The following is a 23,040-nucleotide window of genomic DNA, read 5'->3' as shown; positions in this document are numbered from 1 at the left end:
CGGGCCCCGCTCGTACGCGCACTCAGCCGCGCGCCAGCGCCACCAGCCGGTCCGCGATCTCCCGGCCGCCCCGGTCGCCCGTCAGGACCGTGTAGTGGTTCACGTCCTTCACCGCGACCGGCTCCACCCGGGTCCCGTCCAGTCCGGCGGCGGCGAGCCGGCCCTCGTCGTACAGGCCCTGCTCCTCGTCCATCAGGCCGCGCGCGGCCCACAGCAGCGTCGCGTCGACGGGCAGCTTCCGGACCGCCGACAGGACCTCCTCGTCGAACAGCCCGACCCCGTCGGTGCGGATCGCCTCGATCCGGCAGGACGAGCGCAGTTCCGGCTCCTCGCCGGTCAGGTCGCGCTGGATGTACGCGTCCACCTCGTCCGACCACGCCCCGGCGAACGCCGGATGCGCCTGCCAGAACGCCCGGTAGGCACCCCGGTCCGGGAAGGTCATCGACAGCCGGTCCATCGCCGGTCCGATCACCGCCGTCATCAGCTCGTCGGGCGTCAGGTGCGTCGGCGCCGGGAAGCCGACGCCGCCGTCCACGAGCAGGAGCGGCCCGAAGCGGTCCGGGTGGCGCACCGCCGCGAGGGCCGCCACGAACGCGCCCATCGAGTGGCCGGCGAGCACCACCCGGTCCTGGCCCAGCGCCTCGGTCAGGGCGGCGATGTCGTCGGTGTGCGCGGCGATCCCGTACGGGCCCGGCAGCCGCGCGCTCCCGGCCCGGCCGCGCAGGTCCGGCGCGACCAGCGTGACCCGGCCGTCCAGCAGCCGGGCCACCGCAGCCCAGGACAGGGCGTTGGAGGTGATCCCGTGCAGGGCCACCACCACCGGCGCGTCCGGGTCGGCGGCCGGCCAGCGCAGGGCCGCCAGGGAGCCCCCGCGCACCGGGACCTCGATCTCTTCGTACTCCGCGAGCGGGCTCAACTGACTCCGGTCTCCTTACGGTTCGACGCGCCCCTCAGCCGGGACGGAAGGCGGGCCAGGCCGCCGGGCAGCAGATGTACCACGGCCACGAACACCACGCCCAGCAGGAACAACGGCTGCGACAGGGGGACGCGCAGGACCGCCGGCAGATCCGCGACCGCGCCCGAGCCCGCGAGGTCGCCGAGCCGGTGGTCGGCCCAGGTGTAGAGGATGCCGCCGACCATCGGGCCCCACCGGGTGCCCGAGCCGCCCAGCACCACCATCACCAGCAGCGACAGCGTGAAGTCCGAGGTGGTCGTCTGCGGGGTCGAGCCGCCCGTCAGCAGCAGGTGCACGATCCCGCCGAGCGCGGCGAGCGCCCCCGCGACCACGAAGGCCGTCAGCTTGAACCCGTACGGCTTCAGGCCCAGGACCTCCACCCGGCGCTCGTTCTCCTTGATGCCCTCCCAGACCCGGCCGGTGGGGGAGCGGACCGCCCAGTGGACGACGCCCAGGGTGAGCACGAGGTACGCCAGCGCGATCCAGTACAGGTTCGCGGTGTTGTCGATGCCGACCAGCGAGGACGGCAGCAGCTCGGACGGGGCCGCCCGGCCCTCCTCGCCGCCGGTGACCCCGCCGGGGTTGCGGGAGACGAGGATCGAGCCCGCCTGCGCGAAGGCCAGGGTCACCATGGAGAAGCCGATCCCGGTCACGCGCAGGCTCACCGACCCCAGGACCAGGGCGAGCGCGATCCCGAAGAGCAGCCCGAGGACCGTGGCGAGCGCGAACGGCAGGCCCGCCTCCAGGAGGAACAGATTGGTGGCGTAGCTGCCCGCAGCGAAGTACAGGGCGTGCCCGAAGGAGAGCAGCCCCGTTCGCCCGAGCAGCAGGTCGTAGCCGGTGGCCAGGGCGCCGAACAGCAGGCAGGTCGCCAGGAGTTGCAGGCTCCCCGCCGAGCCCAGCGGCCCGTCCAGCAGCCCCGGCACCGGCACCGCGCTGAACGGCGCGACCACCAGGACGAGCAGGACGGCGGCGGGCCACCAGCGCAGCAGTCGGGCCCGCCCGGCCGGGGCCGGTCTCGCGGCCGTGCGGCCCGCGGTGCGGTCGGGTGTGTCGGTGGCGGTGCTCACGCGAGCCTCCCCGTCAGTCCGCGCGGCCGGATCAGCAGCAGCACGGCGAGCAGGACGACGACCGCCAGGTCGCCGAGCCCCGCTGCGGTGTAGTAGTTGGCGAACTGCTGGACCAGGCCGATGACGACGGACGCCACGGCGGCGCCGGTCACCGAGCCCATGCCGCCGGTGACCACGACGACGAACGCGAAGATCAGCAGCGAGGTCCCCTGGCGCGGGTCGACCGAGCCGAAGTACAGCCCGCCGAGCGCCCCGCCCAGAGCCGCCGCGCAGCCGCCGATCGCGAAGACCAGCGTGAACGCCTTGCGGACGTCGATGCCGAGCGCGGTGACCATGGCCCGGTCCTCGACCCCGGCCCGGACGACCAGGCCGTGCCGGGTCCGGCCGAGGAACAGCCGGAGCGCCACCAGCACCACGACCGCCGCGCCCACCAGGACCAGCCGGTTGACCGGGACCTGCGCGCCCAGCAGCCCGAAGGTCCCGGACAGCGCCTCGGGCCCCGGGAACGGGTGGGCGTCGGAGCCCCAGATGCCGGAGAGCAGCGCGGGCACCGCGAGCCCCACCCCGACCGTGGCGAGCACCTGCTCGCGCGGCCGGGTGTAGAGCGGGCGGACGACCGCGAGTTCGAGGAGCACGGCGGCGACGGTGCCCACCGCCGTACCGAACAGGACCGCGAGGACGAATCCGGCGCCGCCGGGGCCCGCGCCGGGGAGATTCCCGGACGCGGCCCACCAGGTGCCGTACGCGCCGATGGACAGCAGCGCCCCGTGCGCGAAGTTGAGCACGTCCATCAGGCCGAAGATCAGCGAGAGTCCGGACGCGACGAGGAAGTAGAGGGCCCCCAGACCGAGACCGGTCATGGTGAGCAGGACGAGGGTGGACATCAGGAATCCGCCTTCACGGAAGGGTGTGCGGGGAGCGGGCCGTGGCCCACACCGAGCAGCGTGCGGGCCGCTTCCGGGTCGCCCAGCAGCTCGGCGGCCGGGCCCCGGTGGGCGGTGCGGCCGTCGGCGAGGACCACGCAGTGCCCGGCCAGCCGGCGCACCACGGCGAGGTTCTGCTCGACCAGGAGCACCGGCACCGCCTCGGCGGCCCGTTCCAGCACCTGGGCCACCTCGGTGACCACCTTCGGCGCCAGGCCCTTGGTCGGTTCGTCCGCGATGATCAGCCGGTTGGCGTTGAGCAGGGTGCGCCCGATGGCCACCATCTGCTGCTGACCGCCCGACAGCGTCCCGGCCAACTGCCGCGCCCGCTGCTTGAGTTCCGGGAACAGCTCGTGGACCAGGCCGTACGCGGGCTCGCCCGCGCCGCGCCGCTCGGCGAGGCGCAGGTTCTCCGCGACGGTCAGCCCGGCGAAGATGCCCCGGTCCTCGGGGGCGTAGCCGATGCCGCGCCGGACCAGGGCGTGCGTGGGCAGGCCCGCGGTCTCCTCGCCGTCGAGCCGGACGCTCCCGGCGCGCGGGACGAGCCCGAGGATGCCCCGGACCGTGGTGGTCTTCCCGGCGCCGTTGCGCCCGAGGAGCGCGGTCACACCGTGCGCAGTGACGTCCAGGTCGACGCCGTGCAGGATGTGCCGGCCGCCGATCAGGACCCGCAGGTCCCGTACGTCCAGGAGGGGTTGCTCGGTCACAGCCCCTCCCCGAGGTACGCCTGCTGCACGACCGGGTCGGCGGTGACCGCCTCCGGGGTGTCCAGGGCGAGCAGCCGGCCGTGGTGCATCACGGCGAGCCGGTCCGCGAGGCCGAGCAGGACGTCCATGTGGTGTTCGACCATGAGGACCGTGCGCCCCTCCTCGCGGTGCAGGGTGCGGATGAGTTCGGTCAGCGCGGGGACCTCCTCGGCGCTGACCCCGGCCATCGGCTCGTCGAGCAGCATCAGCCGGGGCTCGCCCACCAGCAGCACGGCGAGCTCCAGCTTCCGCTTCTCGCCGTGCGACAGTTCGCCCGCCGTGGCCTTCGCCCGGTGGCCGAGGCCGGTGCGTTCCAGGACACCGGCCACGTCGGCGGTGTACGGGTCGGCGCGCCGCCACAGCCGGTACGAGCCGCCCCGGGCGGCCTGCGCGGCGAGCCGGACGTGGTCGGCGACGGTCATCGCGGGCCACAGGCTGGAGGTCTGGAAGGTCCGGCCGACACCGCGCCGGGCCCGGACGTGCGCGGGCCGGTCCGTCATCTCGGCGCCGTCCAGCTCGATCCGCCCGGCGGTCGGCAGGTTCAGCCCGCTGATCAGGTTGAACAGGGAGGTCTTGCCCGCCCCGTTGGGCCCGATGAAGGCCAGGAACTCGCCCTCGCGGACGCTCAGCGAGACGTCCTCGACGATGGTGGCGCCGCCGACGCTCCAGCCGAGTCCGTCCAGCCGGAGCACGGGCGTCTCCCGGTCCGCCGGGCTCGCCTGCCCGAGGGTGTGGGGTGCGGTCACGGTTCAGCCCGCCGCGGGCTTCACGGGCGGCGCGACGGCGTCCAGCTGCTCGGTGTCCAGCAGCTTCGGCTCGGCGGTCTTGCCCTTGCCGTCCAGCTTGGCCACGAACATCGGCTGGAGCAGCGCGTGGTCCTCGCCGCGCACCCGGGTCTGCCCCTTGACCCCGTCGAAGCTCCAGCCCTCCAGGGCCTTCACCATCGCGGCGGTATCGGTGGCGCCGCCCTCCTCGACGGCGTGCACGATCATCTGGGCGGCCGTGAAGCCGTCCGGCGTGAACAGGTCGGGCTTGCCGCCGTCCTTCTTCACCGCGTCCAGCATCGCCTTCTCCACGGCGTTGTTCCCGCCCGCGCCCGGGAAGTAGTGCGCCAGGAACGACACCTTGGACCCGGCCGCGCCGAAGATCGGGTACGAGGCGGTGCCGGCCAGGCCGGTGACGACCTTGCTCGCGCCGAGCACGCCCTGCTGGTCGAGCGCGGTCCACAGCGCCGGGGCGGTGGAACCGGCCCAGGCGACGAAGACCAGGTCCGGGCCGCCCGCCTTGACCTGCCGGGCAAACGGCGTCAGGTCCGTCGCGCTGGGCGGCGCCAGCACCGAGCCGACCTTGGCGCCCTTCCCGCCGAGCACCGCCTTCACGGCGGCCACGTTGGCCTGGCCGAAGGTGGAGTCCTGGGCGAGCACCGTGACCTTCTTGCCCTTGGCGTCGCCGAGCATCGTGCCCGCCGTCAGGATGTCCTGGTAGGACTGGCGGCCGGAGCGGAAGGTGTAGTCGTTGATCCCGGTCACCGCGTCGGTGGCGGCCGGCCCGCTGACGTACAGCACCTTGTTCTGCGCGGCGAGCGGGGCCATCTGGAGCGCGACGCCGGAGTCGGTGGTGCCGGCCAGCACCTTGTAGCCCTTGCCGATGAGGTTCTTCGCGGCGGAGACCGCCTTGCCCGGGTCGCCCGCGTCGTCCTGCTCGGTGACCTCGATGCGGTGTCCGGCGACCTTGCGGGTGCCCTTGGTGGCGTAGTCGAGCCCGGCCATGAAGCCGTCGCGGTACTGCTTGCCGTAGTCGGCGAGGAGCCCGGTCCTGGAGTACACCAGGCCGACCTTGACGGCCGCGTCGTCGGCGGACTTCGCGGAGTCGGACCCGCCCGCCTTCCCGGCGGCGGTGCAGCCCGTCAGCAGCAGGCCGGCTGCGGCCAGGACGGCGACGGTACGGATGTCACTGAGGGATCTGCGGGCTCTGCTGGCGGTACGGCTGCGGGGCATGGTGACCGGCTCCTCGGCGTGTTCCTGTGATGTCGCCGAACCGTATGAACACCGCGCCGCCGTCGATATGGTGCAGGGCACCCCACCTCGCCCCCGGCGCGTGTGGGCGCCGCACATGGCAGTCGCCCGGAAGTCCCTAGGAAGCCGCCGGGCCGACCAGCCGGCACACCGTCTCGATGTCCGTGCGCACCTGCGCGATCGACGCCCGGCCGGAGAGCCAGCAGATCAGCGCGGAGTGCCAGGTGTACTCGATCACCCGCACGGCGGAGAGCTGCCCCGGCGTCGGGTGGCCGGTGCCCATCGCGTCCAGGATGATCGCCGTCGTGAGCCGTGAGACCGCGTCGGCCTCGCTGCTGGCGGACCGGTCCGCGCAGGTCAGCGCGCGCACCATGGCGTCCGCCAGCTGCGGTTCGCGCCGCATCGCGCGGAACGCCCGCAGCAGGGTCTCCGCGACCCGGGCCGCCGGGTCGTCCCCGGCCGGGGGGTGCTCGCGGAGGGCGGTGTGCAGAAGCTGTAGGCGGTCGCGCATGGTAGCGAGGAGGAGGTGGATCTTGGACGGGAAGTACCGGTACAGGGTGCCGAGGGCGACCTCGGCCGCCTCCGCCACCTCGCGCATCTGGACGGCCTCGAAACCGCCCTGGCCGGCCAGCTCGGCGGTGGCCCGCAGAATGCGGCGGCGGCGGGCCTCCTGGCGTTCCGTCAGGGGCGGCGATGCCGGTCTGGCTTCCGCTGTCATGTGTCCCGTCCCGTGGCCAGGGTGTGTGCCGTGGCGTGAATCACCTGATCCGGCCGTTGCACCGTCGCTACCTGCCGGTAGATTCGTAGCTCATTGAACTACCCAGTCTGAAACTTGTTCTAGATTAGCGCCAGCGGTTACGCTCCGGCGAACACGCAGTGAGAAGGGGGCCGAGTGTGACCGCTGAGGCCGTTGAGTCGGGCCCCCGTACGGGCGTCGCCGCACCGGGCACGGGCCCCGGCGACGGACCCCTGCGCATCGCGCTCCTCACGTACAAGGGCAACCCCTTCTGCGGCGGCCAGGGCGTCTACGTACGGCATCTCGCCCGCGAACTCGCCCGCCTGGGCCACCGCGTCGAGGTCATCGGAGCGCAGCCCTACCCGGTCCTCGACGAGGGCGTCCCGCTCACCGAGCTGCCCAGCCTCGACCTGTACCGGCAGCCCGACCCGTTCCGCACCCCGAGCCGCGGCGAGTACCGCGACTGGATCGACGCCGCCGAGGTCGCCACCATGTGGACCGGCGGCTTCCCCGAACCGCTCACCTTCAGCCTCCGGGCCCGGCGCCACCTCGCCGCCCGGCGCGGCGAGTTCGACGTCATCCACGACAACCAGACCCTCGGCTACGGGCTCCTCGCCGACCTCGGCGCCCCCCTGGTCACCACGATCCACCACCCGATCACCGTCGACCGGCAGCTCGACCTGGACGCCGCGACGAGCCGCCGCCGCCGGGCCTCCGTGCGCCGCTGGTACGGGTTCACCCGCATGCAGAAGCGGGTCGCGCGCCGGCTGCCGTCCGTGCTCACCGTCTCCGGCTCCTCCAAGCAGGAGATCGTGGACCACCTCGGGGTCGACCCGCGCCGCATCCGGGTCGTCCACATCGGCGCCGACACCGATCTGTGGTCGCCCGACCCCTCGGTCCCCGAGGTCCCGGGCCGCATCGTCACCACGTCGAGCGCCGACGTCCCGCTCAAGGGCCTCGTCCACCTCGTGGAGGCCCTCGCCAAGCTCCGTACCGGCAACCCCGCCGCCCACCTCGTCGTCGTCGGCAAGCGCGCCGAGGACGGGCCGGTCGCCCGGGCCATCGAGCGGCACGGCCTCGCGGACGCCGTCGAGTTCGTCAAGGGCATCAGCGACACCGAGCTGGTCGACCTGGTGCGCGGCGCGCAGATCGCCTGCGTCCCCTCGCTGTACGAGGGCTTCTCGCTGCCCGCCGCCGAGGCCATGGCCACCGGAACCCCGCTCGTCGCGACGACCGGCGGCGCCATCCCGGAGGTCGCCGGACCCGACGGGGAGACCTGCCTCGCGGTCGCGCCCGGCGACCCGGGGGCCCTCGCCGACGCGCTCGGCCGGCTGCTCGGCGACGCGGAGCTGCGCGCCCGGCTCGGGGCCGCCGGCCGTGAGCGGGTGCTCGCCCGGTTCACCTGGAAGCAGGCCGCCATCGGCACCGCCGAGCTCTACCGGCAGGCCATCGCGGCCCGCGCCGCCACCGGCCCCGGTGGCCGGCGGTGACCCCGGTCCTTGTGCCGGGCCCCTGACCCCGTTCCCCCGACCCACCCCCGACCGCGAAAGCAGGCACTCGTGCTGACCGTGGACTTCACCCGCTTCCCGCTCGCCGCCGGCGACCGCGTGCTCGACCTCGGGTGCGGCGCCGGACGCCACGCCTTCGAGTGCTACCGGCGCGGCGCCCAGGTGGTGGCCCTCGACCAGAACGGCGAGGAGATCCGCGAGGTCGCGAAGTGGTTCGCCGCGATGAAGGAGGCCGGGGAGGCCCCCGAGGGCGCCACCGCCACCGCGATGGAGGGCGACGCGCTCAACCTGCCGTTCCCCGACGAGTCCTTCGACGTCGTGATCATCTCCGAGGTCATGGAGCACATCCCCGACGACAAGGGCGTCCTCGCCGAGATGGTCCGCGTGCTGCGGCCCGGTGGCCGGATCGCCGTCACCGTCCCGCGCTACGGCCCCGAGAAGGTCTGCTGGGCGCTCTCCGACGCATACCACGAGGTCGAGGGCGGCCACATCCGCATCTACAGGGCCGACGAACTGCTCGGCAAGATGCGCGGCGCCGGTCTCAAGCCGTACGGCACCCACCACGCGCACGCGCTGCACTCCCCGTACTGGTGGCTGAAGTGCGCGTTCGGCGTCGACAACGACAAGGCGCTGCCGGTGAAGGCGTACCACAAGCTCCTGGTCTGGGACATCATGAAGAAGCCCGCGCTGACCCGGGTCGCCGAGCAGCTGCTCAACCCGGTCGTCGGCAAGAGCTTCGTGGCGTACGCGACCAAGCCGCACCTGCCCCTCGCCGCCGCAGCCGCCGCCGAGGCCGAGGCGTGAGCCTTCCCGAGCGGACCGAACACCTCGTCCTGCCCGGAGTCCTCACCGCCGCGCAGGCCGCCGAGACCGTCGCCGCGGTGCGCGCCGTGCAGCGCCCGGACGGCGCCATCCCGTGGTTCCGCGGCCACCACCTCGACCCGTGGGACCACACCGAGGCCGCCATGGCCCTGGACGCGGCCGGCGAGCACACCGCCGCGGAACGCGCGTACGAGTGGCTGGCCCGCCACCAGAACGCCGACGGCTCCTGGTACGCCGCCTACCACGACGGCGACGCCGGGCAGCCGACCGACCGCAGCCGGGAGACCAACTTCTGCGCCTACGTGGCCGTCGGCGTCTGGCACCACTACCTCGCCACCGGCGACGACGCCTTCGTGGACCGGATGTGGCCCACGGTCTACGCGGCCGTCGAGTTCGTCCTGCGCCTCCAGCAGCCCGGCGGCCAGATCGGCTGGAAGCGGGAGGACGACGGCACGGAGGTGACGGACGCGCTGCTCACCGGGTCCTCCTCCATCCACCAGGCCCTGCGCTGCGCGCTCGCCATCGCCGAACGCCGCGAGGAGCCGCAACCGGACTGGGAGTTGGCGACCGGGGCCCTCGGGCACGCGATCCGCAGCCACCCGGAGCGCTTCCTCGACAAGAGCCGCTATTCGATGGACTGGTACTACCCGGTCCTCGGCGGCGCCGTCACCGGCGCGGCGGCCAAGGAGCGCATCGAGGAGGGCTGGGACCGCTTCGTCGTCCCCGGCCTCGGGGTGCGCTGCGTGCTGCCCAACCCGTGGGTGACCGGCGGCGAGAGCTGCGAACTGGCCCTGGCCCTGTGGGTGATGGGCGAGTCCGACCGGGCGCTCGACATCCTCCAGTCGGTCCAGCACCTGCGGGCCGAGGGCGGGATGTACTGGACGGGATACGTCTTCGAGGGCAACCGCGCCTTCTGGCCCGAGGAGCACACCTCCTGGACGGCCGGTTCGCTGCTGCTGGCGGTGGCCGCGCTCGGAGGGGACGAGGCGACCACCGCCGTGTTCAGCGGGGACCGGCTGCCCAAGGGGCTGGAGCCGGACTGCTGCGGCTGAGCGGTTGACGGGGGAGCGTCAGCGCCGGACGCGGCCCGCGATGGCGTGCCCGATGAACAGGTACACCAGGGCGGCGAGGCCGTAACCGGCGACGACGTTCGCCCATGCCTTGTCGAACGTGAACAGGTCGTACGACCAGCCGGCGAGCCACCTGGCGGTGTCCCGCACGAACTCGACCAGCTCGTTGCCGCGGTTCGCGTCGAGCAGGTACATCAGGATCCACAGGCCGATGATGAAGGCCATGACGTCCGCCACGAGGGCGATGACACGTGCTGCGGTGAAGCCGTTGCCTCTGCTGTAGGACATGGTCTCCGCTTTGCCGCTCCGGCGCGGCCGAAACCCGTCGGCCGGACTCGTACGGCCGCGCAGCGGTGGCGGGTTGCCCGCGGCGCGGCGAGCCTGGCGGGGAGTGCCGGGCCCCGGCACCCGCCCCGCCCGGCCAGGGAGGTCCGCCGTGCCCCGACCCGTACCGCTCCGCCGCCTGCTCCTCGCGCTGCTGCTGGCCTGCGCGGTGCTGGCGGGCACCACCGCGTGCGGGAGCGACGACAAGGACGGCGGTACGAGCAGTTCGGCGTCGCCCACCGGCACCTCGTCGGCCGAGGCGCAGAAGTGGGCCAAGACCAGGTTCGTCGCCAACGCGGGGCTCGCCGCGGGCGCCACGTACCAGTGGGTCGTGAAGCCGTACCGGGCCGGGAAGTTCAAGAAGGGTGCCGACGGGCGCACCTTCGCCCTCGTCAAGGCCGGGCTCGCGGGCACCTTCGCCTACAACCGGCTGAAGGCCGCCACCGAGAACGCCAAGGGCGACCCGCTGCTGTCGAAGGCCGTCGCCCCGCTCACCGCGGGCATCGCCTCGCTCAAGGGGCTCTCCACCAAACTCCGCAAGGGCGAGGCGGGAGCGGGCGACATCGGCATGTTCGAGGACGTCATCAGCGGCATCAAGGACGCCGGGAAGAGCGCGGGCGCCGAGGTGAAGGACAAGGTCCCGTCCACCTCGCAGCTCGGCGGATAACCCCATGTGAACCGGGGGCGGCCGCACTAGGGTGCGGATCATGGGACTTCTGGCGCACGAGCGCTACTGCGAGGAAATCATCCGGCTCACCGGGGAGTTGAGGTCGACCCTCCGGGGCGCCGACCTCGGCGCGACCGTGCCGACCTGCCCCGACTGGACCCTGCGCGAACTGGCCGAGCACGTCGGCCGCGCGCACCGCTGGGCCGGGGAGATCGTCCGCACCCGGGCCGCCGAAGCGGTCCCGGACGAGAAGGTGCCGGACAACAGCCCCGCCGGTGACGACCCCGCCGCGCTCGACGCCTGGCTCGCCGAGGGTGCCGCCGGCACCGTGGCGGCGCTGCGGGAGGCCGGTCCGGACACCGAGGTGTGGTCCTGGGCCTGGGACCACAGTGCGGGCTTCTGGGCCCGCCGCATGGCCCTGGAGACCGTCGTCCACCTCGCCGACGCGGCCCTCGTCGCCGAGGTCCCGTACACGATGGCGCCTGAGCTGGCGGCGGACACCGTCGAGGAGTGGCTGCAGATCGTCCGCTTCGCCCAGGACCACTACGAGGACCGCGAGACCGCCGAGCTGCGCGGGGACGGACGCACCCTGCACCTGCACGCCACCGACGTGCCCGACGCCGAGTGGCTGATCGAGCTCGGCGCGGAGGGCGTCACCTGGAGCCGTGAGCACGGCAAGGCGGACGTGGCGCTGCGCGGGTCCCTGACCGACGTCATGCTCGTCTTCAACCGCCGCCTCGCCCCGGACAGCGACCGGGTCGAGGTGCTGGGTGACGCCGGACTGCTGGACTTCTGGCTGGCGCGCACCTCCTTCGGCTGAGCGGCACGCGCCCGGCCGGTGTGCGGGCCGGGCCCCGCTGGGCCAAGCTGGACGGGCGGCCGCCGGCCGTCCCGTCCCGCGAGGAGGTGCCGATGGACCCGGTCCGGGCCCTGGAACGGATCGCCTTCCTGCTGGAGCGCGGCAAGGCGGACACCTACCGCGTCCAGGCCTTCCGCACCGCCGCGCGCACCGTCGCCGCGATGGACGACGGCGAGGCGGAGCGGCGGGTGGCCGACGGCTCGCTGGAACGGGTCAAGGGCATCGGACCCCGCACCGCCCAGGTCATCCGCGAGGCCGTGGCCGGGGAGACACCCGGCTATCTGGAGCGGCTCGAATCCGAGGCATCCGACGCCGGACCTCTCGCGCGGGGCGGCGAGCACCTGCTGTCGCTGCTGCGCGGCGACTGCCATACGCACTCCGACTGGTCGGACGGCGGCAGCCCCATCGAGGAGATGGGCCGCGCGGCGGCGGAACTGGGCCACGACTGGACGGTCCTCACCGACCACTCGCCCCGGCTCACGGTTGCCAACGGCCTCTCGCCTGAGCGGCTGCGCAGGCAGCTCGCCGAAGTGGCCGAACTCAACGAGCGCTGGGCGCCGTTCAGGCTGCTCACCGGCATCGAGTGCGACATCAACCTCGACGGTTCCCTCGACCAGGAGGAGGACCTGCTCGAACAGGTCGACCTGGTCGTGGTGTCCGTCCACTCCAAACTCCGCATGGACGCCGCCCCGATGACCCGCCGCATGGTCGCCGCCGTCCGCCATCCGCAGGCGAACGTCCTCGGCCACTGCACCGGCCGCCTGCTCACCGGACGGGGCCGCCCCCCGTCGTCGTTCGACGCCGACGAGGTCTTCGCCGCCTGCGCCGAGTCGGGCACCGCCGTCGAGATCAACAGCCGCCCCGAACGGCTCGACCCGCCCCGCGCACTCCTGCGCCGGGCCGTGGCGGCGGGCACCCTGTTCGCCGTCGACACCGACGCGCACGCACCGGGCCAGCTGGACTGGCAGGCGTACGGCTGCGCCCGCGCCGAGGAGTGCGGGGTCCCGCCGGAGCGCGTGGTCACCACCTGGACGGCCGACGAGCTGCTGCGCTGGACCCGGCACGGCAAGGTCCTGAAGCGCGCGGCCGGCTGAGCCCGGACCCGGGCACGGCAGCGGCCCCCCGCCCGGAAGGGGCAGGGGGCCGCTGGGACGGACAGGGCGCGGGCTCAGCCGCGCTGGATGCCCGTGGTGTCCTGGAGGACGCCGCGACGGCCGTCCTGCGTCTGGGCGATCAGCGCCGAACCGCGCTGCTCGACCGCGAGGTACCAGGTGCCCGGCGCCAGCTCGGCGATCGGGGCCTGCGAACCGTCCTCGTTGTACAGCTGGCGGGCCACCGGCACCGCGAACCAGAACGGGGTGAAGTCACCGGAGCCGCCACCGGCCGCCGGAGCCGCCGGGGCCTTCTGCGCCTCGGGCTGACCCGGCTGACCCGGCTGCTGCGCACCGTACGGCTGCGGCTGGCCCGGCTGCTGGCCGCCGAACGCCGGCTGCGGACCGCCCGGGTAGCCGTAGCCCTGGCCGGGCTGGCCACCGTACGGCGGCTGCACGGCCTGCGGGTTCGGGGCACCGGCGAGCGGGGCCTTGAGGGCCGGGACCAGCGGCGAGGCGACCGCGCCACCGGCCAGCGCCAGGGAGGCGATGAAGCCGAGGATCAGGCCGGCGCCCGCGTCGATCTGACCCAGGTCGATGATCGTCCAGAACAGGTTCCACGCGGTGAACACCGTGGCGGCGACACCGAACTGGCCGAGGTCGAGACCCACGACCTTGCGCGGCTGGGGCTGGGAACGGGAGAGCACGATCAGCGCTGCGCCGATCACTCCGACCATGTAGACGCCGATGCCGTTGCCAAGCATGTCCCAGGAGTTGGGGGCGTCGGCGGCGGCGTTTCCGTAGTCGTAGTAGTCGAGGAACGAGGCGATGAACAGCACGACCGCTGCTCCGATCACCACGCCATCGCCTCGAGTGAGGGAGCGGATATTCACGTGAAGGTCCTTAGTCGATCGTCTCGTCGGGGCGGTCGTCGCTGCCGCCGGATACACGGCGGGCAAGGCTTGAAGCTCGGGAACGGCTCCCCATCGTAGGGATGAATCTATCGTCTGGCCCGGCGGGTTGTGTTCCTGCCCGGTTGGTGCGGGAACATCCTCCCGAATTCATCGCAGAATCACCCCTTGACTACCCCTTGAGGTAGCTGCTGATGCCGTCCGCGATGCCCTGGGCGGCCTTCTGGCGCCAACCCGGGCTGGTGAGCAGGGCGGCGTCCTTGGGATCACGCATATTGCCGCATTCGATGAAGACTTTGGGCACGGTCGACAAATTCAGTCCGCCGAGATCCTTGCGCACGTCCAAACCCGTTTTGCCGCCCACGTAATTGGAAGGGGAACTTCCGGTACTGCGTACGAACAGTCCGGCGATACGGGTGCCGAGATCGCGTGAAGGCTCAACGATCTTCGAGGTGTCGGCGCCCCCGCCGCGCACGAGTGCGGGAAGGATCACATGGAAGCCCCGGTTTCCCACGGCCGATCCGTCCGCGTGCACCGAGACCACCGCGTCCGCGTGCGCCTCGTTGCCGATCCGCGCGCGCTCGTCCACGCACGGCCCGAACTCCCGGTCCCCGTCGTACGTCAGGAGCACCTTCGCGCCCTGCGCCCGCAGCAGGTCCCGCAGCCGGTGCGCCACGTCGAGGGTGAACTCCGCCTCCGCGTAACCCCCGTTGGTCGCGGTCCCGGTGGTGTCGCACTCCTTGTGGCCGGTGCCGATGTCGACCTGGCGGTTGATCGCGGCGGTGTGCAGGTGGTTGCGCGGGTTGTGCCCGGGGTCGATGACCACCGTCCTGCCGGACAGCGGCCCGCCGGGAGCGGGCGGTGGCGTCGTGTGCGCGGGGGACTTCGCCGGGGACTTCGACGGCGAAGGGGCGGCCTTCGTGGGCGCCGGTGACGGCGAGGCCGGTGCGGCCGGGGTGGTGGCCGCACCGCCGCTCGGCCCGGCCTGGGCCTGCGCGGTGCCGTCCCCGTCGCCGCAGCCGGCCAGGCCCAGGCACAGCAGGGCAGCGGCGGCGGCGATCCGGAGCGGGCGGCGCGGGGTGGGGGGAAGGCTCTCGTGGTGACGCACCCGGCGATGGTAGCGGCCGGGTCTTGCCCTGTCCGGGGCGTCCGCGGACCGGCCGGGAACGCCCCGTATACGGGTCTTTGTGGTCAGATGCCCGGTCCGGTGCGGCGCAGCACGCGCAGCGAGTCCGTGACGGAGACCTCGGTGAACGCGCCCGATTCCAGCGCCCGCAGATACACCCGGTACGGGGCCTGGCCGCCGTGGGCCGGGTCCGGGAACACGTCGTGGATCACCAGCAGCCCGCCCTCGGCGACGTGCGGGGCCCAGCCCTCGTAGTCGCCGTTCGCGTGCTCGTCGGTGTGGCCGCCGTCGATGAAGACGAAGCCCAGCGCACCGCCCCAGACCGCCGCCACCTGCGGCGAGCGCCCCACGAGCGCCACCACGTGGTCCTCCAGGCCCGCCGCGTGCAGCGTCCTGCGGAAGGTGGGCAGGGTGTCCATCCGGCCGACCTCCGGGTCCACCACGGTCGGGTCGTGGTACTCCCAGCCGGGCTGCTGCTCCTCGCTGCCCCGGTGGTGGTCGACGGTCAGCGCGGTGACACCGGCCGCCCGCGCCGCGTCGGCGATCAGGATCGTGGAGCGTCCGCAGTAGGTGCCGACCTCCAGCAGCGGCAGGCCGAGCGCGGCGGCCTCGGTGGCCGCCTCGTACAGCGCGAGCCCCTCGACCACCGGCATGAAGCCCTTGGCGGCCTGGAATGCGGCGAGAATCTCGGGCTTGGGCTCGGCGGCCACGGTGTTCCTCCTGGTGGGACGGGTAGGGCGCCATCGTGCCGTACGCCCCCGCCGCTGGCTGCGGCGGGGGCGTACGGAGGGGTGTCCGGCGTGGCTCGGGTCAGCAGCTCTGCCAGAGGCGGGTCATGACGCGGACGCCGAAGCGCAGGCCCTCCAGCGGGACGCGCTCGTCCACGCCGTGGAAGAGGCGGCCGTAGTCCAGGTCGTGCGGCAGCTTGAGGCCCTTGAAGCCGAAGCAGCGGATGCCCAGGTGCGTGAACGCCTTGGCGTCCGTGCCGCCGGGGTTGCAGTACGGCACCGGGTGGCCGTCCGGGTCCTCGGCGCGGACCGCCGCGCACATCGCGTCGACCAGCGGGCCGTCGAACGTGGTCTCCATGGCGATGTCGTGGTTGACCCACTCCCGGCTGACCGAGGGCAGCAGCAGCCGGTCGATCGTGTCGATCAGCTCCTGCTCGTGGCCCGGCAGGAAGCGGCCGTCCACGCGGGCGGTGGCCTTCCCCGGGATCACGTTGGTCTGGTAGCCGGCGCTGAACATCGTCGGGTTCGCCGAGTTGCGCAGCACCACCTGCATGAAGTCGGCGACCGGGCCCAGCCGGGCCAGGCTGCCCTCGATGTCGTCCTCGTCGAACGCGACGCCGTAGAGCCGGGCGGCCTCTTCGAGCAGCGCGCGGACCGGCTCGATGAGGCGGACCGGGAAGGTCTCGCGGCCGATCCGGGTCAGCGACTCCGCGAGGTCGGTGACCGCGTTCTCGTCGTTGGGGGAGGAGCCGTGCCCGGCCCGGCCGGTGGCGGTCAGCTCCATCCAGGCCATGCCGCGCTGGGCGTTCTCGATGGGGTACAGCCGCCGGGTGTCGTCGATCGCGAAGGAGAACCCGCCGCCCTCGCCGATCGCCTCGGTGACCCCGGCGAACAGCTCCGGGCGGTGCTCGACCAGCCAGTGCGCGCCGAACTTGCCGCCCGCCTCCTCGTCCGCGAGGAAGGCGAGGACCAGGTCGCGCGAGGGGGCCGTGCCGGTGCGGGCGAAGTGCCGGGCGGTGGCCAGCATCACCGCGACGGTGTCCTTCATGTCGATCGCGCCCCGGCCCCAGAGGTAGCCGTCGCGGATCTCGCCGGAGAAGGGCGGCACCTGCCACTCGGAGGCGTCCGCCGGGACCACGTCCAGGTGGCCGTGGACCAGCAGGGCGCCGCGGTCCCGGTCGCGGCCGGGGATCCGGGCGATGACGCTGGCGCGGCCGGGCGCCGACTCCACCAGCTCGGAGCCGATGCCCACCTCGGCCAGGCGGGCCACGACCCACTCGGCGCTCGCGCGCTCGGTGCTCGTCGGGTTGGAGGTGTCGAACCTGATCAGCTCGGCGCAGAGGGAGATGACCTCGTCCTGGGCCTCGTCGGAGGCCGGGACCAGGGCGGTGCCGGGTGCGGTGCTCATGCTGCTCCCACAGGGGTGGTGGTGCGGGCGGCCGGGGCCGGGCCGTCCTGCTCGTCGGCGAGAACGGAGGTGCCGTAGGGCTTGATCCAGCCCAGCAGGCCCAGGGCGCTGTACAGGACGAAGGCGGTGGCCAGCGAGTTCAGGGCCGGGATGCCGCCGTCGTAGAACTTGCCGACGCAGAACGCGGCGATCCAGATCGCGATCGACATCGGCACCCAGGTCGGCGAGTGCGCCGGCAGGGTCTGGGCCTCCCGGGTCTCGTCCAGCGGCTTGCGCATCCGCTTGACGACCCAGTACTCGGCCACGATGATGCCGCCGATCGGCGGGATGGCGACGCCGAGGATCGTCAGGAACTCCGTGAAGTGGCTCATGATCCCGACGGCCGACAGGACCGTGCCCGCGATGCCCAGGACGATGGTGACCGCGCCGCGGTGCACGCGCTTGTTGAAGACGACCTGGAAGAAGTTGACGACGCCGAGCGAGGAGCCGTACAGGTTCCAGTCGTTGATCTTCGCCGTGGACATCAGGACGACGAGCACACCGAAGGCGCCGGAGGTGGAGAGCACGATGTGCGAGACCTCGTTGCTCTTGACCAGGTGGCCCAGGAGCACACCGGTCAGACCGACGATGTACTCGGAGAGGATCATGGACGAGGCGCTCTGCAGGAAGACGTGCGAGCCCTTGCGGTTGTAGCGGGTCATCTCGGGGGAGACGATCGCGCCCGTCATGTAGCCGCCCGCGATGGCGGTGGCGGCGACGGCCAGCGGGATGGTGTCGCCCGGCGGCGGCGAGTGGACCAGGTCGCTGAACGAGTGGTCGTTCAGGGTCCGGATCACGGAGAAGGCGACCATGGCGAAGAACAGCGGCGTGACGACCTTGGCGAAGTTCGCCATGTACTTGAAGCCGAAGATCACCAGGGCCGTGATGGCGATGCCCGCGAGCACGCACCACATCCAGGACGGACCGCCGACCAGCGCCGAGACGCTGTCACCGAAGATCTTGTTCTGGACGCCGAACCAGCCGACCAGGCTGACCGCGATCACGAAGCTGACCAGCGCCGAGCCGTTGCGCCCGAAGCCGACCCAGCGGGTCAGCATCGGCGTCGCCAGGCCCTCGCGCATCCCGGCCAGGCCGATCGCGAAGATCACCACCTCCAGGATCACCGCACCCAGCGTGAACGCGAGGAACGCGTCGCCGAAGGTCATCCCGACGCCGATGGTGGCGCCGAGCGTGAACTGCGAGATCGAACCGGACTGGGCCAGCCACTGGAGGAGCATCGACCAGAAGCCGAACCGCTTGTCGCGCGGGACGCGCGACAGCGCGTAGTCGTCGCTGCCGATGCTCTTGGGCGCGGGCGCCACGGCACCGGACTGCGGGGCGGCTGCCATCAGGACTCCTGGGGGGTACGGCCGAAGGTCTGCAGGTGGGTCAGCGAGCCGTAGCGGCTGACGAGGTTGTCGAACTCCACCGCGTCGTGGAAGTCCAGCCGGCCGTCGCCGTACGCCTTGGCGACCTCGACGGCATAGCGGGCGGCGGACGCGATGTCGCTCTCGTGACTCGCGCCCGTCCCGCAGCCCGGCACCGCCGCGGCCGAGGTGATGGCGAGGCCGATCACGGGGGCCGCCGTCGCGGTGGAGGGCTGGAGGATCGAATTGATGTGGTGTGCCCCATTACCGTACGGGGTGATGTCCTGGGTGGTCACCGGGTACGTGACCAACGGCTCACCGGTCACCACGGCCAGCAGCTCCCCCAGCTGCTCGTTCACGCGGAGCACCCAGCCCTCCTTGACGGTGGGCGACAGGGCGAGGCCCTTGTGGTTGATGATGCGGTTGCCCTTGGTGGTGTCGATGGAGAGCACGGCCTCCATCTCGCCGGTCACCTCGTGGCGGTTCATCGTGGCGATGTCCACCGGCGAGCCCATGAACGGCACCGGGTCGTGCGGTTCGGTCGGCGCGTCCGGGCAGATGTGGGTGGCGATGATCACGTCGCCGGGCAGCACATCGCCCCGGCGGCGCATGTCGAGCAGCTTGGCGGCGGCGGCCAGCGCCGAGATCGCGCCGTCGGCGTCGGAGACCAGACCGGTCACCTCGGGCCGGGCGCCGATCCCGCCGAGCCGGCCGACGACGCCCAGGGTGCGGGCGTCGCCCCCGGCCGTACGGCCCCGGGAGCCGGGGATGCGGACCGACACGAAGTCCGTCGAGCCCCGCTCACCGGCGACCGTGGTGACCTGTGCGGACGAGCCCTCGGCCCCCGCCGCGGCGTCCAGGTACTCGACGGCCGTCTTGCCATTGGCCTGGGGATCGTCGAGCAGCTCGACGAGGTCCAGTACGTACTTCAACATGGGGGGCCTTTCTCGCGCATCCGTCACACCCGTCCGGAACCGGCCAGGGAGCCGCGGTTCCGGACGGGGTGCTGAGAGCAGATTCGGGATCGGATAGCGTTGAGCGCAATGATTTCCCGTTATCTGCAATTCACGTCTGAATGGTGAGATGGCCATGGCGGAGTTCGAAGTCGACCGGCGCACCCCCGCCGGAGCCCTCCAGACCGTCGACCGCGCGCTGCTCGTGCTGCTCGCGTTCGAGCGGACCCGGCCCGACTGGGGGGTGACCGAGGTCGCGGCCGAGTTCGGCTGGGACACCTCGGTCGCCCAGCGGCTCCTCGCCACGCTCGCGGGGCGCGGCTTCCTGGTCTCCGACCCCGCCACCCGGCGCTACCGCATCGGCCCCGCCGTGCTGCGGCTCGGCCGCCTCTGGGAGCGCTCGGGATCACTGGAACTGCTGGCCGGACCGGTCCTGGAGGAGCTGCGCCGGGTCACCGGCGACACCGTGCTCTTCTGCCTGCCCGACAGCTTCCACATGCGGTGCGTCGCCGCCGAGGAGGGCGAGGCGGGGCCGCTGCGCTACTACCCGCTGGTCGGCGAGCTCTACCCGGCCCACGCCGGGGCGACCAGCAAATCCTTCTACGCCTACCTGCCCGACGAGCAGCGCCACCGGCTCTTCCGGGGCCGCCCGATGGCCCGCTTCACCGACCGCACCGTCACCGACCCGGACGTGCTGGAACAGCAGCTCCTCCAGGTCCGGGCCCAGGGGTACGCGTGGACCGTCGGCGAGTACGACACCGGCATCGCGACCCTCGCCGTCCCCGTCTTCCTGGGCCGCGAACCGTACGGGAGCCTCAGCCTCGGCGGCGCCGAGGAGCGGTTCGAGGGCGCGCCGGAGAACCGCCTCGACGCGCTGCGCAACGCCGCCGCGCTCCTGGAGAAGCGCCTCACCCACCCGCCGCAGCGCCCGAAGCCCCGGGCCCGCCGCACCCCGTCCGCCTGATCCGACCCACCCCGAGAGGAACCCCGTGCACCTGCTCCTGCTCTCCAACTCCACCCAGTACGGCCGCGGCTACCTGGAACACGCCCTGGACACGGTCACCGCGTTCCTGCCCGCCCGCGCCCGCCTCGCCTTCGTGCCGTACGCGCTCGCCGACCACGACACGTACACCGCGCGCGTCCGCGGCGCCCTGGAACCGGCCGGGATCGCCGTCCACGGCGTCCACGAGCACGCGGACCCGGTCGCCGCGCTGAAGGACGCCGACGCCGTGTTCATCGGCGGCGGCAACTCCTTCCGGCTGCTCGGCGCGCTGTACCGGACCGGGCTGCGCGAGGCCGTCGCGGACGCCGTGCGCGCCGGGCTGCCGTACATGGGCGCCAGCGCCGGGACCAACATGGCGGCGCCCACCCTGCGCACCACCAACGACATGCCCATCGTGCAGCCGCCGTCCTTCGCGGCCCTGGGCCTCGTGCCGTTCCAGATCAACCCGCACTACCTGGACCCGGACCCCGCCAGCACCCACAAGGGCGAGACCCGCGAGGAACGGCTCACCGAATTCCTGGAGGAGAACGACGTCCCCGTCCTCGGCCTGCGCGAGGGCTCCTGGCTCCGCGTCGAGGACGAGGAGGCCCGCGTCGAGGGCGCCCGCCCCGCCCGCCTGTTCACGCGGGGCGCCGGGCCCCGGGAGCTGGCGGCCGGGACGGACGTGTCCTCGCTGCTCAGGACGGAACCGCGGTTCGACGCTCCGGTGCGCTGACCCCCGCGAGGACGAGGTCGGTGTCCACCGGTCCGCCGTCCGCCGGGCAGGCGGCCGGGCAGGCGCGCGGTGCGTGGCCGGTGGCCGACGCCGCCAGGACGAACGTGCCGGCCTCCGGGGCCGCCAGCGCCCAGCGGCCCCGGGTGTCCGTGGTGGTCAGCCCCGCCTGGCGGCCCTGCCGGTCGATCAGGGTCACATTGGCCCCGGCGACCGGCGCCCCGTCCGCGTCCAGCACCCGGCCGCGGAAGCCCTCCGGGGCCGTGAGGGGGAGCGGTTCGGCGTCCTCGGCGGCGCGCCGGACCGCCTCGTCGCCCTCGCTGCTCGCCAGCAGGACCGGCGCGGTGGCCGTGCGCCGGGACGGCAGGAACGAGGCCAGGACGAGACCGGCGACCACGGCGCCCGTCGCGATGAGGAACGAGATCCGGAAGCCCTTCATCGTGGGCACCGCGACCGGGCCCATCCGGGTCGAGGTGTGGGCCAGGACCATGCCGATCACCGCGCTGGACACCGAGGTGCCGATGGAGCGCATCAGGGTGTTGAGGCCGTTGGCCGCGCCGGTCTCCGAGGGGTCGACGGCGCCGATGATCAGGGCGGGCAGCGAGGAGTAGGCGAGCCCGATGCCCGCGCCGAGGAGGACGGCGATGATCACCGTCTGCCAGGCGGCGCTCATCAGGCCGAGCCCGGCCCCGTAACCGATGGCGATGACCAGCATCCCGAGCATCAGCGAGACCTTCGGGCCCCTGCGGGCCGAGATCCGCGCGTACAGCGGGGCGACGAACATCATCGTCAGGCCGAGCGGGGCCACGCACAGCCCGGCGACCACCATCGACTGGCCGAGGCCGTAGCCGGTGGCGGCGGGCAGCTGGAGCAGCTGGGGCAGGACCAGCGAGACGGCGTAGAAGGCGACGCCGACCATGATCGAGGTCAGGTTGGTGAGCAGCACCTCGCGGCGGGCCGTGGTCCGCAGATCGACCAGCGGGGCGTCACTGCGCAGCTCGAACAGGCCCCACAGCAGCAGCACGACGAGCGAGGCGGCGATCAGGCCGAGCGTGGTGGGCGAACCCCAGCCCCAGTCACTGCCCTTGGTGATCGGCAGCAGCAGGAGCACCAGGCCCAGCGAGAGACCGAGCGCGCCGACGGTGTCGAACCGGCCGGGGGCGCGCAGCTTCGTCTCGGGCACCGCGAACACGGTCAGCGCCATGGCCAGCACGCCGAGCCCGGCCGAGCCGAAGAAGAGGGCGTGCCAGTCGGTGTGCTGGGCGACGAGCGCGGCGGCCGGCAGCGCGAGTCCGCCGCCCACCCCGATGGACGAACTCATCAGCGCCATCGCCGAACCGAGCTTCTCGCGCGGCAGCTCGTCGCGCATGATGCCGATGCCCAGCGGGATCGCGCCCATCGCGAAGCCCTGGAGGGCGCGGCCCACGATCATGACGACGAGGTCGTCGGTGAAGGCGCATATCAGGGAGCCGACCACCATCACGGCGAGGCTGGCGAGCAGCATCCCGCGCTTGCCGTACAGGTCTCCGAGCCGCCCCATGATCGGGGTGGAGACGGCTCCGGCGAGCAGGGTGGCGGTCATCACCCAGGTCGCGTTGGAGGGGGCGGTGTGCAGAAGGGCGGGCAGATCCTTGATGACGGGGACGAGCAGGGTCTGCATCACGGCGACGGTGATACCCGCGAAGGCGAGCACGGGGACGATCCCCCGGCCCGCCTTCGCGCGCGGATCGGGAAGCTCCGCGCCGGGCTGTTCGTGCGTCGTCTGTGGCATGCGTGCGGCCTCCGGGCGGCGGTGGGAAAGGGGGACGGGCGTACGGTTACGGCCGGTGCTGCGGTCAGCACCGACCGCCAAGTCTGTGCAGGGTGAACCTTCCTCGGCTACGGCGTATTCCGGGGCGCGGGGTGCGAATCCGGTCCGGCCGCGCGCGGGGCGCGTGACCAGGGGCCTGACGCCGCGTCGATCCGGGCGCCGGTCCTACGACGCTGGACCGAGACGCGGGACGACCT

At 73.0% G+C, this 23,040-nt stretch carries 23 protein-coding genes; 8 read left to right on the top strand and 15 right to left on the bottom strand.

Annotation, left to right across the window (positions count from 1 at the left end; all coding sequences use genetic code 11):
* Positions 1-22: 22 nt before the first annotated feature.
* The 7 genes from AMK18_RS16695 to AMK18_RS16665 all read right to left on the bottom strand — a co-directional run bounded on the left by AMK18_RS16695 (position 23) and on the right by AMK18_RS16665 (position 6,427).
* On the bottom strand, positions 23-916 hold the full coding sequence (locus AMK18_RS16695; RefSeq protein ID WP_073863391.1) for an alpha/beta fold hydrolase: 894 nt from the start codon (positions 914-916) through the stop codon (positions 23-25).
* Positions 913-2,025, bottom strand: coding sequence for a branched-chain amino acid ABC transporter permease (locus AMK18_RS16690; RefSeq protein WP_073863390.1), 1,113 nt, complete (start codon positions 2,023-2,025; stop codon positions 913-915). The genes AMK18_RS16695 and AMK18_RS16690 overlap by 4 nt, the downstream gene beginning before the upstream one ends.
* Positions 2,022-2,909 (bottom strand): branched-chain amino acid ABC transporter permease, encoded by an 888-nt coding sequence (locus tag AMK18_RS16685; RefSeq protein ID WP_018103407.1) that lies wholly within the window; start codon positions 2,907-2,909, stop codon positions 2,022-2,024. The genes AMK18_RS16690 and AMK18_RS16685 overlap by 4 nt, the downstream gene beginning before the upstream one ends.
* On the bottom strand, positions 2,909-3,655 hold the full coding sequence (locus tag AMK18_RS16680; RefSeq protein ID WP_073863389.1) for an ABC transporter ATP-binding protein: 747 nt from the start codon (positions 3,653-3,655) through the stop codon (positions 2,909-2,911). The genes AMK18_RS16685 and AMK18_RS16680 overlap by 1 nt, the downstream gene beginning before the upstream one ends.
* Positions 3,652-4,440: an ABC transporter ATP-binding protein gene (locus AMK18_RS16675; RefSeq protein WP_073863388.1), complete on the bottom strand. Its 789-nt coding sequence runs from the start codon at positions 4,438-4,440 to the stop codon at positions 3,652-3,654. Before AMK18_RS16675 ends, AMK18_RS16680 begins: the two co-directional genes overlap by 4 nt.
* Positions 4,441-4,443: 3 nt before the next feature.
* Positions 4,444-5,691, bottom strand: coding sequence for a substrate-binding domain-containing protein (locus tag AMK18_RS16670; RefSeq protein ID WP_018103410.1), 1,248 nt, complete (start codon positions 5,689-5,691; stop codon positions 4,444-4,446).
* A 136-nt stretch (positions 5,692-5,827) separates the two neighbouring features.
* Entirely contained in the window at positions 5,828-6,427 is a 600-nt protein-coding gene (locus AMK18_RS16665; RefSeq protein WP_018103411.1) for a TetR family transcriptional regulator, read from the bottom strand.
* Positions 6,428-6,603: 176 nt separating this feature from the next.
* Here AMK18_RS16665 and AMK18_RS16660 point away from each other — a divergent pair, with 176 nt between their 5' ends.
* From AMK18_RS16660 to AMK18_RS16650, 3 genes are all read left to right on the top strand, one after another.
* Entirely contained in the window at positions 6,604-7,935 is a 1,332-nt protein-coding gene (locus AMK18_RS16660; RefSeq protein ID WP_018103412.1) for a glycosyltransferase family 4 protein, read from the top strand.
* A gap of 69 nt (positions 7,936-8,004) precedes the next feature.
* Positions 8,005-8,757: a class I SAM-dependent methyltransferase gene (locus AMK18_RS16655; protein WP_073863387.1), complete on the top strand. Its 753-nt coding sequence runs from the start codon at positions 8,005-8,007 to the stop codon at positions 8,755-8,757.
* Complete coding sequence (locus tag AMK18_RS16650; protein WP_018103414.1) at positions 8,754-9,827, top strand: prenyltransferase/squalene oxidase repeat-containing protein; 1,074 nt, start codon at positions 8,754-8,756, stop codon at positions 9,825-9,827. Before AMK18_RS16655 ends, AMK18_RS16650 begins: the two co-directional genes overlap by 4 nt.
* Positions 9,828-9,845: 18 nt before the next feature.
* Here the strand turns inward: AMK18_RS16650 and AMK18_RS16645 are convergent, their stop codons facing one another.
* Positions 9,846-10,133, bottom strand: a complete 288-nt coding sequence (locus AMK18_RS16645; protein ID WP_018103415.1) for a hypothetical protein — start codon at positions 10,131-10,133, stop codon at positions 9,846-9,848.
* Positions 10,134-10,281: 148 nt separating this feature from the next.
* On the opposite strand from AMK18_RS16645, the gene AMK18_RS16640 reads away from it, so the two are divergent.
* The 3 genes from AMK18_RS16640 (at position 10,282) to AMK18_RS16630 (ending at position 12,789) form a co-directional block, all read left to right on the top strand.
* Entirely contained in the window at positions 10,282-10,836 is a 555-nt protein-coding gene (locus AMK18_RS16640; RefSeq protein WP_018103416.1) for a hypothetical protein, read from the top strand.
* Positions 10,837-10,876: 40 nt separating this feature from the next.
* Positions 10,877-11,656: a maleylpyruvate isomerase family mycothiol-dependent enzyme gene (locus AMK18_RS16635; RefSeq protein ID WP_073863740.1), complete on the top strand. Its 780-nt coding sequence runs from the start codon at positions 10,877-10,879 to the stop codon at positions 11,654-11,656.
* Between the two features lie 92 nt (positions 11,657-11,748).
* A complete protein-coding gene (locus AMK18_RS16630) occupies positions 11,749-12,789 on the top strand; it encodes a PHP domain-containing protein (RefSeq protein WP_073863739.1) in 1,041 nt (346 codons plus the stop codon).
* Between the two features lie 74 nt (positions 12,790-12,863).
* On the opposite strand, the gene AMK18_RS16625 is transcribed toward AMK18_RS16630, so the two are convergent.
* From AMK18_RS16625 to AMK18_RS16600, 6 genes are all read right to left on the bottom strand, one after another.
* On the bottom strand, positions 12,864-13,646 hold the full coding sequence (locus AMK18_RS16625) for a hypothetical protein (RefSeq protein ID WP_073863386.1): 783 nt from the start codon (positions 13,644-13,646) through the stop codon (positions 12,864-12,866).
* A 223-nt stretch (positions 13,647-13,869) separates the two neighbouring features.
* Positions 13,870-14,805: an N-acetylmuramoyl-L-alanine amidase gene (locus AMK18_RS16620; RefSeq protein ID WP_073863385.1), complete on the bottom strand. Its 936-nt coding sequence runs from the start codon at positions 14,803-14,805 to the stop codon at positions 13,870-13,872.
* An 83-nt stretch (positions 14,806-14,888) separates the two neighbouring features.
* Positions 14,889-15,533 carry a class I SAM-dependent methyltransferase gene (locus tag AMK18_RS16615; RefSeq protein ID WP_018103421.1) on the bottom strand — a complete coding sequence of 215 codons (645 nt, stop codon included), beginning with the start codon at positions 15,531-15,533 and terminating at the stop codon, positions 14,889-14,891.
* Positions 15,534-15,633: 100 nt separating this feature from the next.
* Complete coding sequence (locus tag AMK18_RS16610; RefSeq protein ID WP_073863384.1) at positions 15,634-16,959, bottom strand: M20/M25/M40 family metallo-hydrolase; 1,326 nt, start codon at positions 16,957-16,959, stop codon at positions 15,634-15,636.
* Positions 16,956-18,347, bottom strand: a complete 1,392-nt coding sequence (locus AMK18_RS16605; RefSeq protein ID WP_073863383.1) for a cytosine permease — start codon at positions 18,345-18,347, stop codon at positions 16,956-16,958. The genes AMK18_RS16610 and AMK18_RS16605 overlap by 4 nt, the downstream gene beginning before the upstream one ends.
* Positions 18,347-19,300 carry a DUF1177 domain-containing protein gene (locus tag AMK18_RS16600; RefSeq protein WP_073863382.1) on the bottom strand — a complete coding sequence of 318 codons (954 nt, stop codon included), beginning with the start codon at positions 19,298-19,300 and terminating at the stop codon, positions 18,347-18,349. The genes AMK18_RS16605 and AMK18_RS16600 overlap by 1 nt, the downstream gene beginning before the upstream one ends.
* A 148-nt stretch (positions 19,301-19,448) precedes the next feature.
* On the opposite strand from AMK18_RS16600, the gene AMK18_RS16595 reads away from it, so the two are divergent.
* Both AMK18_RS16595 and pepE read left to right on the top strand, forming a co-directional pair.
* A complete protein-coding gene (locus AMK18_RS16595; RefSeq protein WP_020207436.1) occupies positions 19,449-20,282 on the top strand; it encodes an IclR family transcriptional regulator in 834 nt (277 codons plus the stop codon).
* A gap of 25 nt (positions 20,283-20,307) precedes the next feature.
* On the top strand, positions 20,308-21,036 hold the full coding sequence (gene pepE, locus AMK18_RS16590; protein ID WP_073863381.1) for a dipeptidase PepE: 729 nt from the start codon (positions 20,308-20,310) through the stop codon (positions 21,034-21,036).
* On the opposite strand, the gene AMK18_RS16585 is transcribed toward pepE, so the two are convergent.
* Positions 20,999-22,804, bottom strand: a complete 1,806-nt coding sequence (locus AMK18_RS16585; RefSeq protein WP_073863380.1) for an MFS transporter — start codon at positions 22,802-22,804, stop codon at positions 20,999-21,001. The genes pepE and AMK18_RS16585 overlap by 38 nt on opposite strands.
* Positions 22,805-23,040: the final 236 nt, after the last annotated feature.

Origin of the sequence: Streptomyces sp. CB01249 (assembly GCF_001905735.1) — a bacterium.
Taxonomy (GTDB): domain Bacteria; phylum Actinomycetota; class Actinomycetes; order Streptomycetales; family Streptomycetaceae; genus Streptomyces.
This window is presented reverse-complemented; position numbering and strand designations above follow the sequence as displayed.

What these genes read in the sequence shown, in the direction of transcription:
- AMK18_RS16685 (WP_018103407.1), bottom strand. Translation starts at nt 2,909, where the DNA reads ATGTCCACCCTCGTCCTGCTCACCATGACCGGTCTCGGTCTGGGGGCC.
- AMK18_RS16595 (WP_020207436.1), top strand. Translation starts at nt 19,449, where the DNA reads ATGGCCATGGCGGAGTTCGAAGTCGACCGGCGCACCCCCGCCGGAGCC.
- AMK18_RS16605 (WP_073863383.1), bottom strand. Translation starts at nt 18,347, where the DNA reads ATGGCAGCCGCCCCGCAGTCCGGTGCCGTGGCGCCCGCGCCCAAGAGC.
- AMK18_RS16635 (WP_073863740.1), top strand. Translation starts at nt 10,877, where the DNA reads ATGGGACTTCTGGCGCACGAGCGCTACTGCGAGGAAATCATCCGGCTC.
- AMK18_RS16630 (WP_073863739.1), top strand. Translation starts at nt 11,749, where the DNA reads ATGGACCCGGTCCGGGCCCTGGAACGGATCGCCTTCCTGCTGGAGCGC.
- AMK18_RS16665 (WP_018103411.1), bottom strand. Translation starts at nt 6,427, where the DNA reads ATGACAGCGGAAGCCAGACCGGCATCGCCGCCCCTGACGGAACGCCAG.
- AMK18_RS16600 (WP_073863382.1), bottom strand. Translation starts at nt 19,300, where the DNA reads ATGTTGAAGTACGTACTGGACCTCGTCGAGCTGCTCGACGATCCCCAG.
- AMK18_RS16585 (WP_073863380.1), bottom strand. Translation starts at nt 22,804, where the DNA reads ATGCCACAGACGACGCACGAACAGCCCGGCGCGGAGCTTCCCGATCCG.
- AMK18_RS16645 (WP_018103415.1), bottom strand. Translation starts at nt 10,133, where the DNA reads ATGTCCTACAGCAGAGGCAACGGCTTCACCGCAGCACGTGTCATCGCC.
- AMK18_RS16610 (WP_073863384.1), bottom strand. Translation starts at nt 16,959, where the DNA reads ATGAGCACCGCACCCGGCACCGCCCTGGTCCCGGCCTCCGACGAGGCC.
- AMK18_RS16670 (WP_018103410.1), bottom strand. Translation starts at nt 5,691, where the DNA reads ATGCCCCGCAGCCGTACCGCCAGCAGAGCCCGCAGATCCCTCAGTGAC.